Annotated in this window: 20 protein-coding genes, 1 tRNA gene, 1 other RNA gene and 1 pseudogene; 13 read left to right on the top strand and 10 right to left on the bottom strand. The window is 69.8% G+C overall.

The features are described from left to right. The first annotated feature begins 76 nt into the window (after positions 1 to 76). Positions 77 to 607 carry a M48 family metallopeptidase gene (locus tag VH969_RS31755; protein WP_331981051.1) on the top strand — a complete coding sequence of 177 codons (531 nt, stop codon included), beginning with the start codon at positions 77 to 79 and terminating at the stop codon, positions 605 to 607. Here VH969_RS31755 and VH969_RS31750 read toward each other — a convergent pair. After that, positions 591 to 1,028, bottom strand: a complete 438-nt coding sequence (locus VH969_RS31750; protein ID WP_331981049.1) for a hypothetical protein — start codon at positions 1,026 to 1,028, stop codon at positions 591 to 593. The two genes, VH969_RS31755 and VH969_RS31750, sit on opposite strands and share 17 nt — an antisense overlap. Further along, positions 1,025 to 2,368: a zinc-dependent metalloprotease gene (locus VH969_RS31745; protein ID WP_331981047.1), complete on the bottom strand. Its 1,344-nt coding sequence runs from the start codon at positions 2,366 to 2,368 to the stop codon at positions 1,025 to 1,027. Before VH969_RS31745 ends, VH969_RS31750 begins: the two co-directional genes overlap by 4 nt. A 154-nt stretch (positions 2,369 to 2,522) precedes the next feature. On the opposite strand from VH969_RS31745, the gene VH969_RS31740 reads away from it, so the two are divergent. After that, entirely contained in the window at positions 2,523 to 3,626 is a 1,104-nt protein-coding gene (locus VH969_RS31740) for a YlbL family protein (protein WP_331981045.1), read from the top strand. A gap of 5 nt (positions 3,627 to 3,631) precedes the next feature. On the opposite strand, the gene VH969_RS31735 is transcribed toward VH969_RS31740, so the two are convergent. Beyond that, positions 3,632 to 4,159: a PPA1309 family protein gene (locus VH969_RS31735; RefSeq protein WP_331981089.1), complete on the bottom strand. Its 528-nt coding sequence runs from the start codon at positions 4,157 to 4,159 to the stop codon at positions 3,632 to 3,634. A gap of 143 nt (positions 4,160 to 4,302) precedes the next feature. Here VH969_RS31735 and VH969_RS31730 point away from each other — a divergent pair, with 143 nt between their 5' ends. Beyond that, on the top strand, positions 4,303 to 7,278 hold the full coding sequence (locus VH969_RS31730; protein WP_331981043.1) for a UPF0182 family protein: 2,976 nt from the start codon (positions 4,303 to 4,305) through the stop codon (positions 7,276 to 7,278). A gap of 222 nt (positions 7,279 to 7,500) precedes the next feature. Here VH969_RS31730 and VH969_RS31725 read toward each other — a convergent pair whose 3' ends face one another. Both VH969_RS31725 and VH969_RS31720 read right to left on the bottom strand, forming a co-directional pair. Next, the gene (locus VH969_RS31725; protein ID WP_414638642.1) at positions 7,501 to 7,917 is read right to left on the bottom strand and encodes a histone-like nucleoid-structuring protein Lsr2; all 417 of its coding nucleotides are present in this window, start codon (positions 7,915 to 7,917) and stop codon (positions 7,501 to 7,503) included. A 321-nt stretch (positions 7,918 to 8,238) separates the two neighbouring features. Beyond that, a tRNA-Met gene (locus VH969_RS31720) sits at positions 8,239 to 8,315 on the bottom strand. A 294-nt stretch (positions 8,316 to 8,609) separates the two neighbouring features. Here VH969_RS31720 and VH969_RS31715 point away from each other — a divergent pair. From VH969_RS31715 to lon, 8 genes are all read left to right on the top strand, one after another. Beyond that, positions 8,610 to 10,178: an FAD-binding oxidoreductase gene (locus VH969_RS31715; protein WP_331981041.1), complete on the top strand. Its 1,569-nt coding sequence runs from the start codon at positions 8,610 to 8,612 to the stop codon at positions 10,176 to 10,178. Between the two features lie 98 nt (positions 10,179 to 10,276). Next, complete coding sequence (locus VH969_RS31710; RefSeq protein ID WP_331981039.1) at positions 10,277 to 10,777, top strand: PadR family transcriptional regulator; 501 nt, start codon at positions 10,277 to 10,279, stop codon at positions 10,775 to 10,777. Between the two features lie 48 nt (positions 10,778 to 10,825). Then, the gene (gene prfB, locus VH969_RS31705) at positions 10,826 to 11,929 is read left to right on the top strand and encodes a peptide chain release factor 2 (RefSeq protein ID WP_331981037.1); all 1,104 of its coding nucleotides are present in this window, start codon (positions 10,826 to 10,828) and stop codon (positions 11,927 to 11,929) included. 100 nt (positions 11,930 to 12,029) lie between these two features. Next, complete coding sequence (ftsE, locus tag VH969_RS31700) at positions 12,030 to 12,719, top strand: cell division ATP-binding protein FtsE (RefSeq protein ID WP_331981035.1); 690 nt, start codon at positions 12,030 to 12,032, stop codon at positions 12,717 to 12,719. 41 nt (positions 12,720 to 12,760) lie between these two features. After that, complete coding sequence (gene ftsX, locus VH969_RS31695) at positions 12,761 to 13,663, top strand: permease-like cell division protein FtsX (RefSeq protein ID WP_331981033.1); 903 nt, start codon at positions 12,761 to 12,763, stop codon at positions 13,661 to 13,663. Between the two features lie 30 nt (positions 13,664 to 13,693). Then, positions 13,694 to 14,170 carry an SsrA-binding protein SmpB gene (gene smpB, locus VH969_RS31690; RefSeq protein WP_331981031.1) on the top strand — a complete coding sequence of 159 codons (477 nt, stop codon included), beginning with the start codon at positions 13,694 to 13,696 and terminating at the stop codon, positions 14,168 to 14,170. Between the two features lie 9 nt (positions 14,171 to 14,179). After that, positions 14,180 to 15,067 carry an amidohydrolase family protein gene (locus VH969_RS31685; protein ID WP_331981029.1) on the top strand — a complete coding sequence of 296 codons (888 nt, stop codon included), beginning with the start codon at positions 14,180 to 14,182 and terminating at the stop codon, positions 15,065 to 15,067. Between the two features lie 103 nt (positions 15,068 to 15,170). Next, positions 15,171 to 17,543 (top strand): endopeptidase La, encoded by a 2,373-nt coding sequence (gene lon, locus VH969_RS31680; RefSeq protein WP_331981027.1) that lies wholly within the window; start codon positions 15,171 to 15,173, stop codon positions 17,541 to 17,543. Between the two features lie 52 nt (positions 17,544 to 17,595). Here lon and VH969_RS31675 read toward each other — a convergent pair whose 3' ends face one another. The 3 genes from VH969_RS31675 to VH969_RS31665 all read right to left on the bottom strand — a co-directional run bounded on the left by VH969_RS31675 (position 17,596) and on the right by VH969_RS31665 (position 20,155). Next, positions 17,596 to 18,240 carry a response regulator transcription factor gene (locus VH969_RS31675; protein ID WP_331981025.1) on the bottom strand — a complete coding sequence of 215 codons (645 nt, stop codon included), beginning with the start codon at positions 18,238 to 18,240 and terminating at the stop codon, positions 17,596 to 17,598. After that, entirely contained in the window at positions 18,228 to 19,343 is a 1,116-nt protein-coding gene (locus tag VH969_RS31670; protein WP_331981087.1) for a sensor histidine kinase, read from the bottom strand. The genes VH969_RS31675 and VH969_RS31670 overlap by 13 nt, the downstream gene beginning before the upstream one ends. A gap of 101 nt (positions 19,344 to 19,444) precedes the next feature. Continuing rightward, positions 19,445 to 20,155, bottom strand: a complete 711-nt coding sequence (locus VH969_RS31665; protein ID WP_331981023.1) for a sensor domain-containing protein — start codon at positions 20,153 to 20,155, stop codon at positions 19,445 to 19,447. 169 nt (positions 20,156 to 20,324) lie between these two features. Here VH969_RS31665 and ssrA point away from each other — a divergent pair. Further along, positions 20,325 to 20,698: a transfer-messenger RNA gene (gene ssrA, locus VH969_RS31660) on the top strand. A 329-nt stretch (positions 20,699 to 21,027) separates the two neighbouring features. After that, complete coding sequence (locus tag VH969_RS31655) at positions 21,028 to 21,894, top strand: hypothetical protein (protein ID WP_331981021.1); 867 nt, start codon at positions 21,028 to 21,030, stop codon at positions 21,892 to 21,894. 76 nt (positions 21,895 to 21,970) lie between these two features. Here VH969_RS31655 and VH969_RS31650 read toward each other — a convergent pair whose 3' ends face one another. Together VH969_RS31650 and VH969_RS31645 are read right to left on the bottom strand one after the other, a co-directional pair. Then, positions 21,971 to 22,561 (bottom strand): dihydrofolate reductase family protein, encoded by a 591-nt coding sequence (locus VH969_RS31650; RefSeq protein WP_331981019.1) that lies wholly within the window; start codon positions 22,559 to 22,561, stop codon positions 21,971 to 21,973. Then, positions 22,558 to 22,759: pseudogene (locus tag VH969_RS31645) on the bottom strand (hypothetical protein); the annotation flags it as partial. The pseudogene VH969_RS31645 and the gene VH969_RS31650, both read right to left, overlap by 4 nt.

The raw sequence follows: 22,759 nt of genomic DNA, 5'->3' as shown, positions 1-22,759 counted from the left end.
CAGGCGGCCCAGGTGAAGGCGATATCACCGAGGTCGGTGCTCCCGTTGTGTCGGTGCTCCGTCGTAACGTGGCACCGTGGCTGAACCCCGCGTCGAGGTGCGTCGCAGCAAGCGCCGCACCCGCACCGTCACCGCGTATCGCGACGGCGACACGCTGGTCGTGCTCATCCCGGCACGGCTCTCCAAGGCCGAGGAGGCGCACTGGGTCGCGGAGATGCAGCGCAAGCTGCTCCGCGGCGAGGCCAGGCGCCGCCCGCCGACGAAGACGTCCGACTCCGCCTTGCTGCTGCGGTGTGCGGAGCTGTCGGAGAAACACCTGAACGGCCGCGCCGTGCCGGCCAGCGTGCGCTGGGTCGCGCCGATGCGGACCAGGTGGGCGTCGTGCACGCCCTCCGACCGGTCCATCCGGGTCAGCGAGCACTTACGCGAGGTGCCGGCCTGGGTGCTCGACTACGTGCTGGTCCACGAGCTCGCCCACCTGCTCGTGCCGGCGCACAACGCACGGTTCTGGGATCTGGTGCGCGACTACCCGCGCACCGACCGGGCGATCGGCTACCTCGAGGGGCTGTCGGCCGCGGCGGGCTGGGGGATCACGGGCGAGGACTGACCCTGCTGAACCTCATGTCGAAGTCGTGCGACCACGTCCGGCCCTCGTCGTGCGACATGTCGATGCGGGCGACGAAGCGGCTGTCGTCCGGCGCGAACTCCAAGGTGAACCGCTGGTAGAAGTCCTCGCCCATTCGCAGGAACGACCACGTCCGGTCCTCGATCCGCATGCGGAACGTCCGCGAGACGCCGCGGGTGTCGTAGTAGTGATAGGCCCAGTCGCCATCGGCTGGGCCTATCACCACCAGCCAGTCCGGGAACTGCGGGTGCTCGATCGTCAGCCGCTGGACCACGAACGCCCCGTCGAGCACCCACTCGGCATTGCTGGCGCCGACGAGCCGGCCGATCTCCGGGGCGGGGTGCAGGACCTCCAGGTCCCACTCACCGACAAGCGGCTCGAGCTGCGACCGGTCGCAGCTCACGCCTTGTCACCGGGGTCCTCGTCGGCGCTTTCGGCCTCGTCCTTCTCCGTGCGCTCGATCGCCGCGATCGGGTCGTCGATCGGGTCGCCGCCCTCGACCTGCCTGCCCACCCGGTCGGCGAAGTCGATCGGCTCGTCGAGGTCCGCCGCGGTCGGCACGAGGTCCGGGTGCGCCCACACGCCGTCCCGCACGTCGAGGCCGTGCCGGTCGCCCAGCAGGCGCCACAGCGCGGCCGCCGCACGCAGCCGCCGCGGCCGCAGCTCCAGGCCGACCAGCGTGGCGAACGTCTGCTCCGCCGGCCCGCCGCTGGCCCGGCGGCGGCGCAGCGTCTCGCGCAGCGCGTCCGCGCCGGGCAGGCGCTCGGCGGTCGCGTCGGCGACGACCACGTCGACCCAGCCCTCGACCAGCGCGAGCAGCGTCTCCAGCCGGGTCAGCGCGGCCTGCTGCTCGGGCGTCGTCTGCGGCTCGAGCATGCCCGAGCGCATGGCCTCCTCGATCGACGCCGGGTTGGCCGGGTCCACCTGCGTGGCCAGCTGCTCCAGCGCGGACGTGTCCACCCGGATGCCGCTCGCGAACTCCTCGACCGTCGCCAGCAGTCGCTGCCGCAACCACGGCACGTGCGCGAAGAGCCGCTGGTGCGCGGCCTCGCGGGCGGCGAGGAACACCATCACCTCGCTGCTCGGCCGCTCCAGGCCCTTGGTGAACTCCTCGATGTTCTCCGGCACCAGCGCGGCCGTGTTCGGCGGGCCGAGCGGCAGGCCGATGTCGGTCGACGTCAGTACCTCGGACGCCAGCTGCGCGAGCGCGTTGCCCAGCTGCGAGCCGAAGGCCATGCCACCCATCTGCCCGACCATCGACAGCAGCGGCCCGGCCGCCTGCTTCGCCTCCGCCGGCAGTGCCTCCACCCACGCGCCCGACACCCGCCGCGCCACCGGGTCGCACAGCCGCTGCCACGTCGGCAGCGTGTGCTCCACCCAGTCGCGGGCCGTCCACGACCGCGCCTGCGTGGCGCCCGCCGGCAACGTCGTCGCCGGGTCCAGCCACATCTCCGCCAGATGCACGGCGTCGCGCACCGCGCTCACCGAGTCGCTCGGCGGGCCGAAACCGGCCTGGCCGGCGAGCTTCTGCAGGGCGATCTGCTTGGCGAGGTCGTAGTTGACCGGGCCGGAGGAGCTGCCGGCCTGGCTGAGCATCTGGCCGAGCTGGCTGAGCATCTGGCCGAGCTGGTTGAACGCCTCGGCCGGATTCTCCTGCCCGCCCTGCTCGGCGGGGTCCTTCTTGCCACCCCGGTCGGGGTCGTCCGGGTTCGGCGGTCCGAAGCCAAACGGAAACTCGGTCATGCGTCCACGGTACGCGGCACGGCGTCCGCGGTGACGAGCGGTGATTCGCTCGCCGAGAACACGTCGTACCCTCATGCGTCGTGAGCGTGCTTGCGAGCGAACAATTGACACAGGGCGACCGCGAGCGGCGGCACCGAGCCTGCGAGGGGGCGTCGTGAGCGACACCTCGACTCCCGCACGGCCCGCCGACGTCGAGCGCGAGACGATCGCGTCCCGGGGACTGACCAGGCGCGGGTGGACGATCGTGGTCAGCTTCGCGATCGCCGCCGTCCTCGGCCTGCTCGGCAGCATCGTGCGGGTGCCGTACGTCTCCATCGGCCCCGGTCCCACCTACGACACGCTCGGCAGCGTCGACGACCAGGTGGTCGTGCAGGTCGAAGGGGAGAAGACGTACCCGACCAGCGGCGAGCTGCGCATGACCACGGTCTCCATCAGCGACGACGTCAGCCTGTTCGGCGCGCTCGGGTTGTGGGTCAGCGGCCGCAACGCGCTCATGCCGCGCGAGGAGTACTTCGGCCCCGGCCAGACCGAGGACGACCTGCAGCGCGAGAACAAGAAGATGTTCCAGGACTCGCAGAGCGACGCCGAGGTCGCCGCGCTGCGCTACCTCGACTACCCCGTGAAGGTCGTCGCGCAGGAGATCACCCGCGGCGCGCCCGCGGACGAGGTCCTCGAGCCCGGCGACCGGCTCTTCGAGGTCAACGGCCGTGCGATCAAGGTCCAGGAGGACGTCCGCGAGGCGCTGAAGGGCACGAAACCCGGCCAGCGGGTCGAGATCACCTTCCAGCACGGCGAGGCGCCGAAGGAGACGAAGTCCGTCGAGCTCGGCAAGGCCTCCGACTTCGGCGGCGACAACCGCAAAGAGGGCTTCATGGGCCTGCTGCCGATCGACCGGGCCGACGTGGACTTCCAGACGACCATCCACCTCGAGGACGTCGGCGGCCCGTCGGCCGGCCTGATCTTCGCGCTCGCCATCGTCGACAAGCTCACCCCCGGCAAGCTCGAGGACGGCAAGACCGTCGCGGGCACCGGCGAGATCGACGTCAACGGCAACATCGGCGTGATCGGCGGCATCTCGTTCAAGCTCGTCGCCGCCCACGACGCCGGCGCCACCACGTTCCTCGTCCCGGCCGGCAACTGCGCCGAGGCCAAGGCCAACGCGCCCGACGGGCTGCGCCTGGTGAAGGTCGAGACCCTCGCCTCGGCCGTGCGGGCGCTCGAGGACCTCGACGCCGGGAAGAACCCACCCGGCTGCTGAGCGGCTCAGCGCAGGGTGGCGAGCAGCGCGTCGGTCAGGTTCGGCGCCAGCTCCGGATGCTCGACGACCTGGTCCTCGTCGCCCGCGGAGCCGCGCAGCCGCAGCACGCACGCCGCCGTGCCGTCCCGCAGCACCGCGGCGACCAGGCGGGCCTCCCGCCGCCGCGGGTGCTCCGCCGCGATCTTGCGCATCGCGGCCGAGTCGCCCGTCGAGTCGCCGGTCGGCAGCGTCGACTCCACCTCCGGCGGCAGCACGACGATCTCCTGCGCCAGCGCGCAGCCCCGCACCGCGTCCGGCCACATGATCCCGGCGAGCGCCTCACCCAGGTCCTCGCTCGGCAGCGAGTCCTGCGCGATCGGGGTCAGCGGCGCCGCCTGGTCCACCTGGCCGGCCAGCTCCGGCTCCCGCTCGACCAGCTCCGCGGTCGGGACCAGGGCGAACAGCTGGGGCGGTTGGTCCCAGCCCGCCGTGGAGACGAAGTCCTCGACCTCGCGGGCGACGGCGGACAGGTGCTGGGCGTGGTTGGCGGGCATGTTCGACATCCTCACCTATCCTCGCGTTCGCCGAATTCGACCCCGAACGGGAACCTGACACCCCCCGAATAGAGTTGGACATCTAGGACAGCCTTGTGCTGTCCGCGGATGCAGTCGAAAAACGCGAGCCAGGAGAGTGCACCGTGGCCACACGGCCCCCGATCGGGATGCCCAAGCTTTCCCGACGCGCCAAGATATTGCTCAGCATCGCGGGTGCACTGATCCTCGTGCTGCTCGTCGGAGCGCGGCTGCTCGACACCTATGTCGACTGGCTGTGGTTCGGCGAGGTCGGATTCCGCTCGGTGTTCACCACCGTGCTGGTCACCCGGATCATCCTGTTCTTCGCGATCGCCCTGCTGGTGGGCGGGCTGCTCGCCCTCAGCCTCACGATCGCCTACCGCAGCAGGCCGGTCTTCGTGCCCGTGTCGGGCGCGGACGACCCGCTGGCCCGGTACCGGTCGACGATCGTGCAGCGCGTGCGGCTGTTCGGCATCGGCATCCCGCTCATCGTCGGGCTCATCGCCGGCGCGACCGGGCAGTCGGACTGGCAGCCGGTGCAGCTGATGCTGCACGGCACGGCGTTCGGCCAGACCGACCCCGAGTTCGGCAAGGACATCGGCTTCTACGCGTTCACGCTGCCGTTCATCAGCTGGCTCACCACGTGGCTCTACGTCAGCGTGATCATCGCGCTGATCGGCGCGGTCATCACCCATTACGTGTTCGGCGGCATCCGGCTGGGCACCAAGGGTGAGAACTTCTCCGTGCCGGCCCGGATCCAGCTGTCGGTCACCGCGGGCGTGTTCGTCGTCATCCTCGCGATCGACTACTTCTTCGACCGGTACGAACTACTCTTCTCCACCCGCAACGACCTTTTCGACGGCGCCACCTACACCGACCTCAACGCGGTGCTGCCGGCAAAGCTCATCCTGATGTTCATCGCGGGCTTCTGCGCGGTCGCGTTCTTCGTCGGCGCGTTCGTGCGGAACCTGCAGCTGCCGGCGATCGCGATCGTGCTGCTGATCCTTTCCAGCATCCTCGTCGGGTGGGCGTGGCCCGCCGTGCTCGAACAGTTCTCCGTCAAGCCGAACGCGGCGGAGAAGGAGGCCACCCCGATCGCGCGGAACATCGCCGCGACGAAGAGCGCGTTCGGCCTCACCGACGACAAGGTGGAGAGCAAGGACTACGCGGGCGTGACCAAGGCCGAAGGGTCCGAGATCCGCGCGGACAAGGGCACGATCCCCAACATCCGCCTCCTGGACCCGAGCATCCTGTCCCGCACCTTCACCCAGCGTGAGGGTGGCGAGAACTTCTACGGCTTCCCGGAGAAGCTCGACGTCGACCGCTACACGGTCAAGGACGACAACGGGCAGGACAAGGAGCAGGACTACGTGGTCGCGGCCCGCGAGCTCGACCCGAACCGGCTGGTCGACAACCAGACGACGTGGATCAACAAGCACCTCGTCTACACCCACGGCAACGGCTTCGTCGCCGCGCCGGCCAACAAGATCAACCGTGCGCTGACCGAAGAGAACTCCACCGGCGAGGGCGGGTACCCCGTGTTCACGGTGAGCGATCTGGACGCGATCAACGCCAAGGCCAAGATGGACATCCCGGTCACCGAGCCGCGCATCTACTACGGCGAGCTGGCCACCGACTACGCCATCGTCAACGCCCGCGGCGAGTACGACACCTCGAGCGACCAGAACTACCGCTACAAGGGCCGCGGCGGCGTGGCCATCGACGGCTGGCTCAACCGGTTCGTCTTCTTCGCCCACTACGGCGAGCGCAACATCCTCTTCAACGGGGACATCCGCGACGGCTCGAAGATCATGTACTTCCGCGACCCGCGCGAGCGGGTGTCCAAGGTCGCCCCGTGGCTGACCGTGGACGGCGACCCGTACCCGGCGGTCGTCGACGGCCGCATCAAGTGGATCGTCGACGGCTACACGACGCTGGAGAACTACCCGTACGCGCAGCGGACCGCGCTCGGCGAGGCGACCGCCGACACGCTGAGCGGCGTGGCCCGGCAGGACAACCGGACCATCAGCTACATCCGCAACTCGGTCAAGGCGACCGTCGACGCGTTCGACGGCACCGTGACGCTCTACTCGATCGACGACAAGGACCCGGTCCTCAAGGCGTGGGAGCAGGTCTTCCCGGGCACCGTGAAGCACGGCGAGATCCCGCTCGCGCTGCAAGAGCATTTCCGCTACCCGGAGGACCTGTTCAAGGTCCAGCGCGAGCTACTGGCGCAGTACCACGTGGACAACGCGGGCCAGTTCTTCTCGACCCAGACGTTCTGGGACGTGCCCCCGGACCCGACCGGCGGCAACAACGAGGCAGGCTCGACCGCGCCCAACCAGCCGCCGTACTACGTGCTGGCGCAGGTGCCCGGGCAGGACAAACCGGAGTTCCAGATAACCAGCGCGATGACGCTGCTGAACCGGCAGTTCCTGGCCGCGTGGGTGTCGGTGTCGTCCGAACCTGGCGCCGACTACGGGAAGTTCCGGGTGCTCCGACTACCCACGGAGGAACAGCCCAAGGGCCCCGTCCAGGTGCAGAACGAGTTCGAGACCACCGATGAGGTGACCGAGAACAGAACGCTGTTCAACAACCCGAACGTCAACGTCAGATACGGCAACCTGCTGACGCTGCCAGTGGCCAACGGGCTGTTGTACGTCGAGCCGATCTACATCGAGCAGAAGGACGAGAACGCCTTCCCGCAGCTCGCCCGGGTGCTGGTGTACTTCGGCGGCAAGGTGGGCTTCGCGCCGACGGTCGACGCCGCACTCGACGACGTGTTCGGACCGGGGTCCGGCGGCGGCACGACACCGCCGAGCGACCAGCCACCCTCGTCGTCGGCACCGCCGTCCTCCTCGTCCTCGACGCAGCCACCGGCCGGTGGCGAGTCGGCGGCGATGAGCCAGGCGGTGAAGGACATCGCCGACGCGCTCGCCAGGCTCAAGGACGCGCGGGCGAACAACGACTTCGCCGCCGAGGGGCAGGCCCTGGCCGACCTCGACAAGGCGGCGCAGGCGTACGAGTCGGCGCAGAAGGCCGACGGCGGTAGCGGCGGGCGGACCAGCTCGTCCGCGCCACCGAGCAACGGCGGCGGTTGACCCGCGCTCGATCGGACAATCGAGAACGGCCCCCGTAACCCGCGGGGGCCGTTCTCGTTGTACGTGGTGGGGAGCGAGGGATCCGCGGCTGCGGATCACATTTGGTTGAAATAGAAACAAAAACGCGGGCATGCGTGATCCAGCCCCTTGCCTGCGCGCCGGCTCAGACTTCTACTGTGGACTTCGAGCCGGAGTGGACGCGGGTGCGAGGAACGCCGGTGATCAGCCCTTCTTAGCGCGGCTACGCCGTTTCGCCGGCGCCTTCGCGGCCGCCGCCGTCGTCTTCTTCGACCGGCCGTCGCTCTGCGCCTGGCGGTACGCGTCGACCACGTGCGAGGGAATCCGCCCGCGCCCGGCGAGCTCGTAACCGTTCTCCTGAGCCCACTCCCGGATCTGTCCGGCCTCGCTGGCGTTCGCCGACTTGCTGCCCGCGGGGCGGGTGCCCCGCTTCACTCGGCCGCCGACGCGGCGGGCCGAGTCGACGTACGGGGACAGGCTGTCCCGCAGCTTCTCGGCGTTGCCCTCGGACAGGTCGATCTCGTACGTGACGCCGTCCAGGCCGAAGAGGACGGTCGTGACGTCGTGCGAGCTCGTGCCGTCGAGGTCATCGACGAGCTGTACCAAGACTTTCTGTGCCATTTCGCTCCCTGGAACCACCCGCGTACGACAATCGCGCACGTCTGTTACTTAGTGACCGAACAGTAGCAAATATTCGGGACAACACCAGGAATGGCCCGCGAAATGGGCGGCGAACGGCGCGGGCCGCCATTGGCAGGAATGCGGGCCGCAACATGGGGCAGCGGCGCTTCCGATATCCGGGCGCCACCGAACGTCCTATCCGGATGGTCGGAGACCGGGAACCGGGCGGTGTGTGACGACCATTACCCGACCCGTCGCGGACCCGCTCGGCCCGGAAAAGACGAACGCCCCCTCGGACGATCTCCGAGGGGGCGTTCACCCTGGTAGCGGGGACAGGATTCGAACCTGCGACCTCTGGGTTATGAGCCCAGCGAGCTACCGAGCTGCTCCACCCCGCGTTGCTGTGCCACCAACTATACGCGTGCCCGAGCACGGCCGCACACCACCCCCCTCCACCGCGAGCCGCCTCGCCGGCGGTGGTGCCGACCAGTGCGTTGATGGTGCCGACCAGTGCGTCGGCCGCGTTCTGTGACGTTGCCGGCCCGTCCGTCGCATGGCGGGACAATCGAAGAGACCCGAGCCGGCGGATCCGGGGCGCGTTCGGGTTCCCGAACCGAATTCCGGCGAGTCTGCTAAGAAACCTGACCACACGCCCGTCGATTCCCGACGGGTGCGTCGGGCAGCATGGGCGGGTGCGGAGCGAACGGATTCGATCTTGGTGGGGCTGGGGCTGGGCGGACGCCGCGGTCGGCCCGGACGAACGGGCGCGGCTCGTCGCCCGGCTGCCGCCGCACTGGGTCGCCGACGAGCTCCCCGTGCCGCGCGTCGAGGACGTCGTACTGCGCGCGCCGCGCGTCAGTCCACCTGACACGCTCAATCCCATTTGCACGGTGCATCCGCACGTGCGTATGTCGCATACGTATGGGAAGGCATATCGCGACGTCGTCCGGGCGCTGCACGGCGACCTCGGCGCCGCGCCGGATGTCGTGGCATACCCGGAAACCGAGGCGCAGATCGTCGACCTGCTCGACTGGGCGGGCGGCGCGAACGTCGCCGTGATCCCGTACGGCGGCGGCAGTTCGGTCGTCGGCGGCGTGGAGTACCGCGGCGACCGGCACGACGCGGTGCTCACCCTCGATCTGACCCGAATGGACCGCGTGCTCGAGGTCGACCGCACCTCGCGCGCGGCGCTGATCCAGGCGGGCGCGCTCGGCCCCGTCCTCGAGGAGCAGCTCGCCCCGCACGGCTACACGCTGCGGCACTACCCGCAGAGCTTCGAGTTCTCCACGCTCGGCGGCTGGCTCGCCACCCGCGCCGGCGGCCACTTCGCCATGCGGCACACGCGCATCGACGACTTCGTCGAGGCGCTGCGGGTCGTCAGTCCCAGCGGGACGAGCCAGACCCGGCGGCTGCCGGCGTCGGGCGCGGGGCCGTCGCCGGACCGGCTCTTCCTCGGCTCCGAGGGCACCCTCGGCGTGCTCACCGAGGCCTGGATGCGGCTGCAGGACCGTCCGGTGCACAAAGCAACCCGCGCCGTTTCGTTCGGCGACTTCGCCGCCGCGCTGCGGGCCGTGCGGGCGATCGCTCAGTCCGGGCTGGACCCGAGCAACTGCCGGCTGCTCGACGAGGCGGAGGCGGCGATCAACACAGGGCGGGCCGACGGCCGCGCCGTTCTCGTGCTCGGCTTCGAGTCCGCGGACCACCCTGTCGACAGTGCACTGGCCCGGACCCTCGAGATAGCCCGCGAGAACGGCGGAAGTGTCGACTCGACGTCCACTCAGGACTCGGTCGGCGACTGGCGGGCGGCGTTCCTCCGGATGCCGTACATCCGGGACGCGCTCGCCCGCTCCGGGGTCGTCGTGGAGACGTTCGAGACGGCGTGCACGTGGGACTCGGCGGAGCGGGTGTGCGACTCCGTCCGGGCGGGAGTGCGGGCGGCGACGGAGGAGATCTGCGGCGAATCGGGCATCGTCACGGTCCGTCTGACACATGTTTACCCGGATGGAGTAGCGCCGTATTTCACCGTGATCGCGCCCGCCAGGCGGGGCTCGGAAGTCCAGATGTGGGACCAGATCAAGGCCGCCGCGAGCGACCTCCTGAGCGGCCTCGGCGCCTCGATCACGCACCACCACGCCGTTGGTCGAGACCATTTGCGCTGGTACGAGGCTCAGCGGCCGGATCTGTTCGGAGAAGTCCTTCGCGCTGCGAAGAATTCTCTGGACCCGCGGGGCGTGCTGAATCCCGGCGTACTGTTCGACTAGAAAGCCGGTCTGGCTGGACATCCGGCCCCGGATGCGCCACAGTGGACAGATCCTCGGCCACTGTGGACACCGGCGCTTCTTCGTGGCACGGTGGTTACGTGAGTGATTTGAATGCAACAGCCGCGGCCCTGCTGGGTCTGCTGCACGAGGGTCCCGCGACCGGCGGTCAGCTCGTGGCCGCCGCCCGCGACCGCTTCGGCTCCTTCTTCAGCGTCACCCGGAGCCAGGTCTACCGGGAGCTTCCGGCTCTGGCAGACGCGGGCCTCGTCCGGCTCGGCAAGCAGGGTCCCCGCTCCAGCCAGCAGTACCTGGTGACCGCCGCCGGCAAGAAGGCGTTCAAGCAGTGGCTGTCCAGTGAGCCCGGTCCCGACCACCTCCGCAGCCCGCTGATCCTCCGGCTGGTCCACGCCAACGCGCTGACCACGCGGCAGCGCTCGGCGCTGATCGAGTCCGCCAAGCAGGTCTACGCGGAGGAGCAGGACTCGGCGAGGGCGGCCGTGAAGACCGCGGACGACCCGTACGCGAAGGCCGTCGCCGAGTTCGGGGTCGCCCGGGCCCGTGCCGTGCTGAAGCTGCTGGACTCCATCCCCGCCTCCTGACCGGTCTCCCGAAACGCCGACGCCCGGGTTCACGTAGGCTTTTCCGTCGTGAACCCGGACGTCGCAGCTGACCTGACGGATCTGTCCGACACCCTCGCCAACGTCGAGGCGGTGACGGACCCCGCCGCGCTGCGCTCACAGATCGCCGATCTCGAGCAGCAGGCCACGCGCCCGGATCTCTGGGACGACCCGGAGAAGGCCCAGCAGGTGACCAGCCAGCTGTCCCACCGGCAGAGCGAGCTCCGCCGGCTGGAGGAGCTGCGCCAGCGGCTCGACGACCTCAACGTGCTCTACGAGCTCGCGGAGGAGGCCGGCTCGGCGGAGGAGATCGCCGAGGCGGACGAGGAGCGCGCGCGGCTTCGGTCGGACATCGCCACCCTCGAGGTCCGCACGCTGCTGTCCGGGGAGTACGACGAGCGGGACGCGCTCATCACCATCCGCTCGGAGGCCGGCGGCGTGGACGCGGCCGACTGGGCCGAGATGCTGATGCGCATGTACCTGCGGTGGGCGGAGCGGCACGGCTACCCGGTCGAGGTCTACGACACCTCCTACGCGGAGGAGGCCGGCATCAAGTCGGCCACGTTCAAGGTCACCGCGCCCTACGCGTACGGCACGCTCTCGGTCGAGCAGGGCACCCACCGGCTCGTGCGCATCTCGCCGTTCGACAACCAGGGCCGCAGGCAGACCTCCTTCGCCGGCGTCGAGGTGCTGCCGTTCGTCGAGGCCGTCGACCACGTGGACATCCCGGAGAAGGACATCCGCATCGACGTGTTCCGCTCGTCCGGTCCCGGCGGGCAGAGCGTCAACACCACCGACTCGGCCGTGCGCATCACGCACCTGCCGACCGGCATCGTCGTCTCCTGCCAGAACGAGAAGTCGCAGATCCAGAACCGCGCCGCGGCCATGCGGGTGCTGCAGGCCAAGCTGCTCGAGCGCAAGCGCCAGGAGGAGCGGGCCGAGATGGACGCGCTCAAGGGCGACGGCGGCTCGAGCTGGGGCAACCAGATGCGCTCCTACGTGCTGCACCCGTACCAGATGGTCAAGGACCTGCGCACCGACTACGAGGTGGGCAACCCCGGAAACGTGCTCGACGGGGACATCGACGGCTTCATCGAGGCGGGCATCCGCTGGCGGCGCACGCAGGCCGCGTAACGGGCACGCTGAGTACCGCCCGGCGCACGGAACGTGCCGTCCGTCGCCGGAGACCGCCAAGGCAACGACTGCATAACGGGCGGAGGTAGACTCGCGCCTCGTGATCCGGCTCGAACACGTTTCAAAGGTGTACAAGACCTCGACCCGCCCGGCTCTGGAGAACGTGTCGGTCGAGGTGGACAAGGGTGAGTTCGTCTTCCTCATCGGCCCGTCGGGCTCCGGGAAGTCGACGTTCCTGCGTCTGCTCCTCCGCGAGGAGGTGCCCTCCAAGGGCCGGGTATACGTGGCGAACTTCGACGTGGCCCGCATGGCCCGGCGCAGGGTCCCCCGCCTGCGCCAGTCGATCGGCTGCGTCTTCCAGGACTTCCGGCTGTTGCACAACAAGACGGTCGCGGAGAACGTCGCCTTCGCGCTCGAGGTCATCGGCAAGCCCCGCAACACCATCCGCAAGGTCGTGCCCGAGGTGCTCGAGCTGGTCGGCCTGGAGGGCAAGTCCAACCGGATGCCGCACGAGCTCTCCGGCGGCGAGCAGCAGCGGGTGGCCATCGCGCGCGCGTTCGTGAACCGGCCGCTGATGCTGCTGGCCGACGAGCCGACCGGAAACCTGGACCCGGACACCAGCCAGGACATCATGCTGCTGCTGGAGCGGATCAACCGCACCGGCACGACGGTGCTGATGGCCACGCACGACCACTCGATCGTCGACTCGATGCGCCGCCGCGTCGTCGAGCTCGACCTCGGGCAGGTCGTTCGCGACGACTCACGCGGTGTATACGGCGTCGGCCGTTAGGCTCCCGTCCGCCCCCGACCCAACGAGGACTACTTCCCCCGATGCGTGCCAGCTTCGTGTTCAGCGAGGTCCTGACCGGCCTCCGGCGCAATGTGACGATGACCGTCGCGATGATCCTCACGACGATGATCTCGCTCGCCCTGCTGGGCGGCGGCCTCCTCGTCGTGCGGATGATCGACAAGACCCAGGCGGTCTACGAGGACAAGCTCGAGGTCAACGTCTACCTGACGAACGACATCAGCGCGAACGACAAGGAGTGCCAGGCCGACCCGTGCAAGGGGCTGCGCTCGGACCTGGAGAGCAACCCGGCCATCGAGTCGGTCCAGTACGAGAACCGCGACCAGGCCTACCAGCGCTTCAAGCAGATCTTCGAGTCGCAGCCGGAGCTGGTGAAGCTCGCCCGGCCGGAGGCGCTGCCCGCGTCGTTCAACGTCAAGCTGCAGAACCCCGACCGGCCGGACGTCATCATCCAGACCTACTCCGGACGGGTCGGCGTGGACTCCATCGCCGACCAGAGCGAGTTCCTGCAACGGTTCTTCGACGCGCTGAACGGCGTGCGGAACCTCACCTTCGCGATCGCGCTGATCCAGGCCGTCGCCGCCCTGCTGCTGATTTCCAACACGGTGCAGGTGTCGGCGTTCACCAGGCGCACCGAGGTCGGCATCATGCGCCTGGTCGGCGCCACCCGCTGGTATACCCAGCTACCGTTCCTCCTGGAGGCGGTGGTCGCCGGCGTCATCGGCGCGATCCTGGCGATCCTGCTGCTCGTCGGCGCGAAGCTGTGGTTCCTCGATGGGGTGCTGCAGGGGCCGTTCGCGGCCGGCGTGGTCAAACCCATCGACGGCCTGGACATCCTGCTGACCGCGCCGTGGCTGCTGCTCACCGCGGTCGGGATCTCCGCCGTCACCGGCTACGTGACACTGCGGCTGTACGTGCGGCAATAACCGCGTGCTGGTGCACGTAGAGTTGTCGGCATGTCCAAGGAGCAGGGTCGCAAGGTGATCGTGTCGAACCGCAAGGCGCGGCACGACTACACGATCCTGGACACGTACGAGGCCGGCATCGCGCTCATGGGCACGGAGGTCAAGTCGCTGCGCGAGGGCAGGGCGTCCCTTGTGGACTCGTTCGCGACCGTCGACGACGGCGAGGTGTGGCTGCGCAACCTGCACATCCCCGAGTACACGATGGGCACGTGGACCAACCACACGCCGCGGCGCACGCGCAAGCTGCTGCTGCACAAGGGTGAGATCCTGCGGCTGATCGGCAAGACCAAGGAGAGCGGCCTGTCGCTCGTCCCGCTGTCGATGTACTTCAAGGACGGCAAGGTCAAGGTCGAGCTCGCCCTCGCGCGCGGCAAGAAGGCCTACGACAAGCGCCAGTCGCTCGCGAAGCGCGACGCCCAGCGGGAGATCGCCCGGGCCGCGGGGCGAGCGGCCAAGGGTCGCTGGTGAGAGACGGCCTTGAAGGACGCTGACGTCCCGGGTTTCCTCGCCGCCCACGGGCTGCCCGGGATCGTCGACCTCCACACGCACTTCCTGCCCGAGCCGGTCGAGCGGAAGGTGTGGGCGTACTTCGACCACGCGTCCGCGCACTACGGCACCGACTGGCCCATCCGCTACCGGGTCCCGGTCGCCGAGCGGCTCGACGTGCTCCGCGCGCTCGGGGTGCGGACGTTCGCGCCGCTGGTCTACCCGCACAAGCCGGGCATGGCGGCGTGGCTGAACGACTGGGTCCTCGACTTCGCCGCCGACACCGCCGGCGCGGTGCCGACCGCCACGTTCTTCCCCGAGCCCGGCGTCGCCGACTACCTCGCCAAGGCGCTCGCCGCCGGGGCGCGGGTCGCGAAGTCGCACGTGCAGGTCGGCCGGTACGACCCGCGCGCGCCCGAATTGGACCCGGTGTGGGGGATGCTCGCTGAGGCAAGCGTGCCGGTCGTCGTCCACTGCGGCAACGGGCCGGTGCCCGGCGAGTTCACCGGGCTGGACGTGTTCGCACAGGTCCTCGCGCGGCACCCGCGGCTGGCCGCGGTCCTCGCGCACGCCGGCGCGCCCGACCACGCCGAGGCGCTGGACCTGCTGGGCCGGTACCCGCGGGTGCACCTCGACACGACGATGGTCGGCGTCGCGTTCAACGGCGCGGACCGTGCGCTGCCGCCCGACTGGACCGCGCGGCTCGCAGACGTCGCGGACCGGGTCGCGCTCGGCACGGACTTCCCGAACATCCCGTACGACTACGCGGTCCAGCTGGAGGCGATCGCGTCGTGGGCCGCGGCCGACAACCGGCTCGGCGACCCGTTCCTGCGAGCCGTGCTCCACGACACACCCGCGCGCCTGCTCGCACCGCGCTGACCGGTTCGCCCGGCAAGCTCCGCTCACAGCGAACACCCAGCGGAAACATCTCGACCGCATTCGGGGTTGAGCTATGCAGACTCAACTTTGGAGGAGTGGTCTCATGGCAGAGTCGTTGACGCTCCCGGTCCTGCCGCTGGACGACACGGTCCTGCTGCCGGGCATGGTGGTGCCGATCCGGATGGGTGGCACCGACGGGAGCGACGTCCGCGCCGCGGTGGAGGCCGCGCAGGCGGTCGCCGGTCCGGGGGAGAAGCCGCGGGTGGCACTGGTCCCGCGGCCGGACGGCAAGTACGCCCGGGTGGGCGCGCTCGGCGTCGTCGAGCAGGTCGGGCGGCTGCCCGGCGGTGACCTCGCGGCCGTGGTGCGCGGCACCGAGCGCGTGCGCATCGGCGCCGGCACGACCGGGCCGGGCGCGGCGCTGTGGGTGGAAGCCGAGGTGGCGGCGGAGCCGCCGGTGAGCGAGCGGACCCGCGAGCTCGCCAGGGAGTACAAGTCGCTCGTCATCACCATGCTGCAGGAGCGTGGTGCGTGGCAGGTGGTCGACTCGGTGCAGCAGGAGGACGACCCGTCCGCGCTAGCCGACATGGCCGGGTACGCGCCGTACCTCTCGGACACGCAGAAGGTGTGGCTGCTGGAGACGGCCGACGTCACCGACCGCCTGGAGAAGCTGCTCGAGTGGGGGCGCGAGCACCTCGCCGAGCTCGACGTCGCGGAGACGATCCGCAAGGACGTCAAGGAGGGCATGGAGCGCCAGCAGCGGGAGTTCCTGCTGCGCCAGCAGCTGGCCGCGATCCGCAAGGAGCTCGCGGAGCTGGACGGCAAGCCGGAGTCGGAGGAGCAGGACTACCGGGCCCGCGTCGAGGCCGCGAACCTGCCCGAGAAGGTGCACGAGGCCGCGATGTCCGAAGTGGACAAGCTGGAGCGGACCTCCGAGCAGTCGCCCGAGGTGGGCTGGATCCGCACGTGGCTCGACACCGTGCTCGAGCTGCCGTGGAACACGCGGACCGACGACGCCTACGACATCGTCGGCGCGCGGGAGATCCTCGACGCCGACCACTCCGGGCTCGACGACGTGAAGGACCGGATCATCGAGTACCTGGCCGTGCGCAAGCGGCGCGAGGAGCGGGGGCTCGGCGTGATCGGCGGTCGCCGCAGCGGTGCCGTGCTGGCGCTCGCCGGGCCGCCCGGGGTCGGCAAGACCTCGCTGGGCGAGTCGGTGGCGCGGGCGATGGGCCGCAAGTTCGTGCGCGTGGCGCTGGGCGGCGTCCGGGACGAGGCGGAGATCCGCGGGCACCGGCGCACCTACGTCGGCGCGCTGCCGGGCCGGATCGTGCGGGCTATCTCAGAGGCCGGCTCGATGAACCCGGTCGTCCTGCTCGACGAGGTCGACAAGGTCGGCGCGGACTACCGGGGCGACCCGACCGCGGCGCTGCTCGAGGTGCTCGACCCGGCGCAGAACCACACGTTCCGCGACCACTACCTGGAGGTCGAGCTGGACCTGTCGGACGTCGTGTTCCTCGCGACCGCGAACGTGATCGAGTCCATCCCGGCGCCCCTGCTCGACCGCATGGAGCTGGTCCGGCTGGACGGCTACACCGAGGAGGAGAAGGTCACGATCGCGCGCGACCACCTGCTGCCGCGGCAGCTTTCCCGCGCCGGGCTGTCGGCGGACGAGGTGTCCCTGTCCGACGACGCGCTGCGGCTGATGGCGGGGGAGTACACCCGCGAGGCCGGCGTGCGCGAGCTGGAGCGGTCGATTGCGCGGGTGCTGCGCAAGGTCACCGCGAAGCTGGCGCTGGGCTCGGTGTCGCTGCCGTTGTCGATCGACATCGGTGACCTGCGCGACTACCTCGGCCAGCCGAAGCACACGCCGGAGTCGGCGGAGCGCACGGCGGTGCCCGGTGTCGCGACCGGCCTGGCGGTGACCGGCGCGGGCGGTGACGTGCTGTTCGTCGAGGCGTCGGTGGCGTCGAAGGAGTCGGGCGCGTCCGGCGTGACGCTGACCGGCCAGCTGGGCGACGTGATGAAGGAGTCGGCGCAGATCGCGCTGTCGTACCTGCGCTCGCACGGTTCCGCGCTCGGCGTGCCGGTGGACTCGCTGTCCGCGCAGGGCGTCCACGTGCACGTGCCCGCCGGCGCGGTCCCGAAGGACGGGCCGTCGGCCGGCGTCACGATGACCACGGCGCTCGCGTCGCTGCTGTCCGACCGCCCGGTCCGCGCTGACGTGGCGATGACCGGCGAGGTCTCGCTGACGGGCCGCGTGCTCCCGATCGGCGGCGTGAAGCAGAAGCTCCTGGCGGCACACCGGGCTGGCATCACGACGGTGATCCTGCCGAAGCGGAACGAGCCGGATCTGGAGGACGTGCCGTCGTCGGTCCTCTCGGACCTCGAGGTGCACCTGACCTCGGATGTGCGGGAGGTCCTGGAGGTCGCGCTGGCGCCCGCGGCGTCGGCTGCCTCGGTGGCCGCCTGAGCTGTGTTGCACGGCGCCCTCGCCTTCGGCGGGGGCGCCGTTTCGTTGAGTGCTAGCCCCGTTCGAGAAATGTCAGGACCGCGCGGACTCGTCGGTGTTCCTCCGCGCTCGGTTCCAGGCCCAGCTTGGAGAAGATGTTCCCCACGTGCTTCTCCACCGCGCCGTCCGAGACGATCAGGGACTTCGCGATCGCCACGTTCGTCAGGCCCTGCGCCATCAGGCCGAGCACCTCGCGCTCGCGCGGGGTCAGGACGTCGATCGGGTTTCTTCGGCCGCGTGCCATGAGTTGCGCGATCACTTCCTGGTCGATGCACGTGCCGCCGCCCGCGACGCGATGCACCGCGTCCACGAACTCCGCGACGTCCGCCACCCGCTCCTTCAGCAGATACCCGACGCCCCCGGCGCCGCCGGACAGGAGCTCCACCGCGTAGCGCTCCTCCACATACTGCGACAGCACCAGCACCGGCAGCCCCGGCTGCTGCTCCCGCGCCCGCAACGCCGCCCGCAGGCCCTCGTCCGTGAAGGTCGGCGGCATGCGGACGTCCACGATCGCCAGGTCCGGACGGTGTTCGCGCACCGCCACGAGCAAGCCCTCGCCGTCCTCGACGGCCGCCGTCGTCTCTATCCGCTCATCGGCCAGCAGCCGCTGGATCCCGGCACGCAGCAGTACGGAGTCCTCCGCGATCACCACACGCATGGCAGGTCGGCCCTGATCACTGTCGGCCCTCCGACGGGGCTCACCACGGTCATCACACCGTCAATCGTGGCAGCCCGGTCCGCGAGGCCGGACAGGCCACCGCCCGGTCGCATCGACGCCCCGCCATGGCCGTCGTCCGTGATCTCGACTATCACCAGGTCGCCGCTCGGCCGTTCCTCGCGCCAGGCGTTGACCTTGGCCTCCGTCGCGCCCGAGTGCTTCGCCACGTTGGTCAGGCACTCGCCGACGATGAAGTACGCCGTGCTCTCCACCGCGGCCGGCGGGCGCGGCTCGATCGCCACGTGCACCTCGACCGGGACCGGGCACTTCGCCGCCAGCGACGACAGCGCCGCGTCCAGCCCTCGGTCGCCCAGCACGGCCGGGTAGATCCCGCGCGCCAGGTCGCGCAGCTCGGACACCGCGAGCTTCGCGTCCGCGTGCGCCTCGTCGATCAGCGCGCGGACGGCGTCCGGGTCGGAGTCCATCTTGGACTTCGCGCGGCCGAGTCCCATCGCGACGGCGACCAGCCGCTGCTGCGCCCCGTCGTGCAGGTCGCGTTCGATCCGCCGCCGCTCGGCCTCGGCCGCGTCGACGCCGCGGGCCCGGGAGGCCTGCAGGCGCTCGGCCTTCTCGGTCAGCCGCTCGGTCGTGTTCGGCCCCAGCAGTGACTCGGCCAGCATGACGTGCAGCGCCGCGATCACCGGCAGCACGAACAGGCCGACCGGCAGGATCACGATGCCGACGATCGCGAGCGGGAACTCGAACACGAACAGCGGGAACGACAGCACCAGGTAGGCGATGTTGCGCCACATCTGCGCGTCGATCATCCGGTTCAGGTACCGGCGCCAGAACGAGCCGGTCTGGTCGAGCTCGATGCGCGGGGTCGGGATGTCGACCTTGAGCGTGCCCCGGATCAGGTTGCGGTTGGCCGCGGCGAACGCCGACACGACCTTGGTGAGCACCAGCAGCACGACGAGGCCGAGCCAGACGATCAGGGTGCTCACGCCGACCGAGAACAGCGTCACGATCAGCACGAACGCGACCAGGCTGATCGGGAAGCCGGCCAGCATGAACGCGGCGGTACGGAAGCCGCGCGCGATCATGTTCGGACCGGTCTCCGGCTGCGCCTGCGGGGATGCCACGGTCCCAGCATCCCCGCCGGCGGGTTCCGGCACCAGGTAAAGGGGCGCCGGCTCGGGGCTCGTCATCTCGTCACCGGCCGGTAGATCGACTCGACGGTGGCCGGCCACTCGGTGCTCCAGTCGATCGCACCCGCGGTGGACAGCTGCTCGAGTTTGGAGATGTGGCGCCGGCTCGGGCCGAGCATGCTGCGGGCGTAGCGGGCGTGCAGCGTGCCGAGCGCCTTCGTCAGCGCGATCGCCATGGCCAGGACGAGCACGCCCAGGGCGGCCCAGGGGAGGGTCTCGGGCCAGGAGTCGATCGAGAACAGCGGCTCGTCCCACATGACCGGACGCCAGTCGGCCGGCAGCCAGGTCCAGCACACCGGGAGCGTGACCAGCCACAGGCTCGTCGCCCAGAAGGTGACCATCAGGGTGAACTCGGCGATCCCGATCGGCAGCAGGAGGACGCAGTAGGCCATGTCCTTCCAGGTGGCCGGGTCCTTGATACGGGTCGTCCAGCGCCTGCCCTCGTCGGGCCGGTACGGCACCGCGATGTAGGTGCCGAGCATCACGTGCACCCGGGCGCGCTCGGCCTGGGCGAACCCGCGCCACACCAGCACGGCGATGGCCAGCACGGCGAGTCCGACCCAGACGATGACCGTACCCACGCCCACCGACAGCATCGTGACGACGAACACGAACGACGCGATGCCGATCGGCAGGTTCATCACCAGGTACAGCAGCGCGCCGAGCAGCGGGGGGTTCGGCCGGGTGCCGTCACGCTCGGTGGTCATCGTGGGCCTCCTTCGGGTCACTGTCGCGGTAACCAGGATGGCCTTCGCGCTGGTCCGCCGACATGGGGCGCGCCGCCGGGTTCGAGGTAGGGCTAGCCCTACCCCACACGGAACCGGGATGATCCAGACGGCCGGGGGCGTTATCCTTGATGGGAAGTGCCCACGACTAGGGGGTGAACGGTTTCGACTCTGGACGTTGCTTCAGGGGAAGCGTGCAGGTGCAGGCGGATGGCCACCTCAAGCGTCGCCGCAAACCAATATGCGCCAAGGTTAATTCCCAGCGCGACGTCGCCCTCGCTGCCTGAGCGAGCGTGATGTCTGTCGGCCCGGGGTCGCCTCCGACCCGGTTCGCCGGCATCAGCTAGGAGGCTCACCGCCGCGGGTTGGCCGCGGACGCGCGGCGGGACATCTACAGCGGCTGGGCCCGTCACACCGGCTTGTTCACGTGACCGGCGGGGCCGAGTAGAGGCACAGTGAACTGCGCACGGAGAAGCCCTGAAAAGGCGACAGAGGACCCGGGTTCGATTCCCGGCACCTCCACTCGGCCGGCGAGTGCTCGCGGAGAGCGCTCGCCGGCTCGTTTCGGATCAAGTTGGGAGGCCGAGCCCCCCAACTCCCCACGGTGCGAGCTTCTCTCGACTCAGCTGTCTTGCGTTGGTCGTGGACCAGCACCAGCGCCGGTTCGTTTCGGATCATGTGGGGCGGCGGCGGCCCAACGTCTGCGGTTGAGCTCACGGACTCCACTGGTCGTGGCGGTGTGACCAGTGCTGGTCCGGCCACGGCCCTGTCGGTGTTCAGGCCGATACACTTCATCGCTGGCTTCGGCGGGGGGAGTGGGAATGGATCTCCGGGGCGCCCTCACGATCGTGAGCATGACCGTCTGCACGGTCGGGGCCGCATATCTGGTCAACCTGGCGAGCTCCGGCGGGTCGACGCTGACGGTGGTTCTCCTGCTGCTGCTCGCCACGTTGTTGACCTCTGTGCAGGTCGGCCTTCAGTACCGGAAGGACCGGAAGGAGAAGAACGACGTCAGGGACGGCTCGGCCCCGAGCGATCAGTCGGGTTACTTCTTTCACCTGAAATCGACGGGTCTGTTCCTGTGGGCCTGGGTGTGGACGGTGCTCGTCATCCTGACGTTCATTCTTCGGGCCAACCCCGAAACGAACCGGTGGATGCGGGAAACCCTGCCGGAATGGTTGATCAGCAATTGGTACGGCGACTGGTACAGCACGCCCAGCGGCTACGCGGTCAACATCGCGGCTGTTGTCGCGGGGTTCCTGGTCGGCGTCTTCGGGTACTGGCAGTACCGCAAGTCCTACATCAGGATCACGAGCGACGCGATCGAGATCTCCCGGCTCGGTCGTCAGGAGTGCGAAGGCCGCACTGCCTCGGCCGGCTTCTACAGCTCGACCATCAGGATTCCGCTGGCGAGCATCACCGCCATCCAGATCGGCCGTGACGATTCCATGTCCGTGCGCTACGGCGAAAACGACAACACGACCGGCACGGTGCGAATACTCGAGCCGGACCAGGAGTCATCGGGCACCGGATCGCGCTGCCTGGTCATAACCGCGGTCGAGGCGGAGAAAATCACCGGAGTCGTCATGGCGGTACTCGAGGCGATCAATGACGCCCACGGTTCGCTGGTGTGGCATTCCGTGGACGAGCAAGTCGCGCAACCCCGAGTCAAGCGGATGCCGGGTATCCGGCAGCCCGGTCGGCCGTCGGACGACCGATAGCCCTGAACTCGCCAAGGTCCACCGGCAATCGGCGGCCCTTGTTCCCGCCGGGCCGCCGATTGTCCACATGGGAGCGTTACGGGCGGGTGCGGTCGTAGACCATGGCGATCTCGCCCAGCTTGCCGGTCTCCTGGTGGGTGAGCGTCCACTTCGTCGCGGGCAGGCCGTCGTCGAACAGCCGCTGGCCGCCGCCGGCGATCTCGGGGCAGACCATGAGGTACAGCCGGTCGATCAGGTCCGCCTCGAGCAGCGCCTTGATGACGCTCGCGCTGCTGTTGACGAGGATGTCGCCGCCGGCGGCGGCCTTGAGCTCGTTGACGACGTCCGCGGCGGGGGCGTTCACCACGCGGCTGCGTTCCCACGGCGCCTCGCTCAGGGTGGTCGAGAGGACCACCTTCTCGGCGTCCACCAGCCACTTCGCGTAGCCGCGATCATGCGGGTCGGCGTTCTCGTCCCCGGCGACAGCGGGCCAGAACCCCATGAACCCCTCGGCATTGAGCCGGCCGAGCAGTGCGGTCGTCGCGCCGTCGGTGATGCGGGAGAGGTGGTTGCGGCCGACCTCGGTGGTCGCGTAGGGGACGATCGCGCCCAGGTCGCCGGGCCCGCCGGGGCCGTTGTAGCGGCCGTCGAGCGTCAGGCTGATGTTGGCGGTCACCTTGCGGGTCATGGCTGTGCTTCCTTTTCCTTGCTGGTGCGCTTGGTGCGGTTGGCGCGCTTGGCGCGCTTGGCGCGCTTGGCCGTGCTAACGGCGTCGGCGAGGTGGTCGAGTACCTGTCCCCAGCCGGTCTCGATCCCGGCGATGAAGGGGACCGCCTCGACGGTCGTTTCGGTGATCTGCAGGCCGAGCCGCAGCCGGGTGCCGTCG

The sequence above is a fragment of the Actinophytocola sp. genome (assembly GCF_036555685.1).
Lineage (GTDB): Bacteria > Actinomycetota > Actinomycetes > Mycobacteriales > Pseudonocardiaceae > Actinophytocola.
The sequence above is the reverse complement of the archived record's forward strand: the minus strand, read 5'-3'. Positions and strand labels throughout refer to the sequence as shown.